Annotated in this window: 2 protein-coding genes and 1 pseudogene; 2 read left to right on the plus strand and 1 reads right to left on the minus strand. The window is 59.4% G+C overall.

The features are described from left to right. Positions 1-104 precede the first annotated feature (104 nt). Together AC58EF_RS28350 and AC58EF_RS28355 are read left to right on the plus strand one after the other, a co-directional pair. Positions 105-620 (plus strand): hypothetical protein, encoded by a 516-nt coding sequence (locus AC58EF_RS28350; RefSeq protein WP_497279690.1) that lies wholly within the window; start codon positions 105-107, stop codon positions 618-620. Between the two features lie 177 nt (positions 621-797). After that, entirely contained in the window at positions 798-1,265 is a 468-nt protein-coding gene (locus AC58EF_RS28355; protein WP_497279691.1) for a hypothetical protein, read from the plus strand. A gap of 252 nt (positions 1,266-1,517) precedes the next feature. Here AC58EF_RS28355 and AC58EF_RS28360 read toward each other — a convergent pair. Further along, positions 1,518-2,267 (minus strand): annotated as a pseudogene (locus AC58EF_RS28360) (IS5 family transposase); the annotation flags it as partial. Positions 2,268-2,337: the final 70 nt, after the last annotated feature.

A 2,337-nucleotide genomic window follows, 5' to 3' on the forward strand; every position in this document is an offset into this window, starting at 1 on the left:
ATGATCAACCCGGCTCTAGCCGGAGATCGCCATGGCTACGCCGGCGAACCTACACCACCCCGTGGGACACGACCGCCGCTCTTTTGGAGGCAATAGAGGAGTTCATGCTGCTGGGTTCGGCTGGCGGTGCTCATGCGCAGGCGATTGCCGCTGGGCTGATGGACGCGACCTTCGGCTCCGAGCGGGTCGAAAGCGGGCGGATCAACGATCCAAGCCGCCACTATCCCGGCGATGTTTGCATCTGGCAGGGTCCAGACAGAGAGCGAGTGGCAAAGGCTCTTGAGGTGCGGGACAAGCCCGTCGCAGCGTCAGATTTGCGCATCTTCGCACGGCGCTGTCAGACCGAAGCGGTGAGGGTTTGCGGCGTGCTGATGGTGTCGCAACGGCAGCCGCAACTAGATGAGGTCGCGCTGCGCGCTTGGGCGGATGGCATCGGCGTGAACCTGCAACTTTGGACCGGCTGGGAGGGCTTCACGCGAGAGGCCCTGTTCTGGTCGAAAGAGAGCGCGAGCGACGCGGCCACCGCTGCGGCCCTGCGCGTAAGGGCACGCCTTGTCGAGGCTGAGGTCAGCAGCGAGGTAATTGAGAGCTGGGACGCGCTTACTTGCCGCGATACCTGATTGGAGCTGTAGCAGCCAAGGTTGACGGTGCGATGGGCTACAAACACGTCAGTTGCAGCAAATTGGCAGAACAGGCGAAATGCCGAGCTTGGAAGGCTTGTTGAACGACCAGCAAGTCGATGAACCCCTATCCCTGCCAAGCACCATCCATTTCCTCACTTATACACGGACAAGAAAATGATGATCGTTCTTACGGCTGACGACCTCGTCGCGTTCAGCGACAGCACGCGAGATGAAATTTTGCGGCGGCTACGGGATGTCGTTGGCCGCATGCCAAGCCGTGCGCCCTTTCCTGCACCGGATTATGGCGATGCATATCACGACATCCACACCTCCAACCTTGAAGACATCACGTTCAGGCGTATGGGGAAATGGATGGAAGGCTTGTCTAATCAGGTGCGGGCTGGCGTCCGCATAATGGCGCTACATGGGCCAGTCATCGAAGCCCGCCTCCTACGCGAAGCGGGTATCAATGTGCGACATTTTCAATCGGCGACCACGCGCCGGACGCGAGCGATGACCGGCGACAGCGACGCTTATTTTCTCGGATGGAATAACTGGCTTGATGCCGACGATCCCCATGGCAAATTCGCCGTCAGCCCTATCACCCACCAATCGCTCCAGAGATATTTCGGCATCATCTGAACAGACCGATCTCTTGCAACCAGTTGCAACGGATTTCCGATGCCGGAGAGGCGGTCAGTCCACGAGGCAACTATGCGCCCGCAGATGATTGAGATCGAGGCCGTATGACACTTTCCCCACGGCTTCTGCCAGCACATCAGCCTCCAGCCCAGTTCCATAGCGGCGAGAAATTTTCTTTCCACGCGCCCAGCCACACAACTCTTCCTTCTTTTCCTCCGGTATATCCGCACGATTTAAGAGTCGGATTCGAAACTATTTGGCGGTCTGACAAGCCCTTGCGGCACGGCGGATGAACGCTTGCACTGACGCTGCGAAGAGCCAGGCAGTAGCGGAGGCGATGGTCTGCTCAAAGTCTTTGGCCAGTCGGCGATTACGGTTGAGCCAGGCAATGGTGCGTTCAACCACCCATCGACGCGGTAAGACTTCAAAGCCCTTGGCGGCGTCCGATCGCTTGATGATCGCGATTGTCCATTTGCCGAGCGGCTGCAATGCGTCTTTGAGTTTCTGGCCCGCATAGCCGCCGTCGGCGAAGACATGTCGTAGCCAGGGGAAGCGCTTGATGACCCCGCCGAGAACCATTGGCGCGCCGTCTCGGTCCTGGATATCAGCAGTGTGGACCACGGCATGGACCAGATTGCCTTCGGTATCGGTCAGGATATGGCGCTTTCGTCCCTTGATCTTCTTGCCCGCATCATAACCACTGGGACCGCCCGCTTCTGTGGTTTTCACGCTCTGGCTGTCGACCACCCCAGCACTGGGCGAAGCTTCACGACCTTGAGCCTCGCGGACCAGCATAAGCAATCCATGGTTGATTGCCTGCCAGAGCCCATTGTCGCGCCAGAGGTAGAACCACCGCCGCACTGTCGAGACCGGGGGAAAACATTGCGGCAACATCCGCCACGGCAAACCACCACGCAGCAGATAGAAAATGCCTTCGACAATCCGGCGCATCTTCCACTTGCGTGGCCGCCCGGTCGGCGCAGGCGGAGGCAGAAGAGGCTCGTGTCCCACGGGGTGGTGTAGGTTCGCCGGCGTAGCCATGGCGATCTCCGGCTAGAGCCGGGTTGATCAT

Source organism: Sphingobium sp. WR1 (genome assembly GCF_059693745.1).

Coding starts and splice junctions, on each gene's coding strand:
- AC58EF_RS28350 (WP_497279690.1), top strand. CDS start 105: ATGCTGCTGGGTTCGGCTGGCGGTGCTCATGCGCAGGCGATTGCCGCT.
- AC58EF_RS28355 (WP_497279691.1), top strand. CDS start 798: ATGATGATCGTTCTTACGGCTGACGACCTCGTCGCGTTCAGCGACAGC.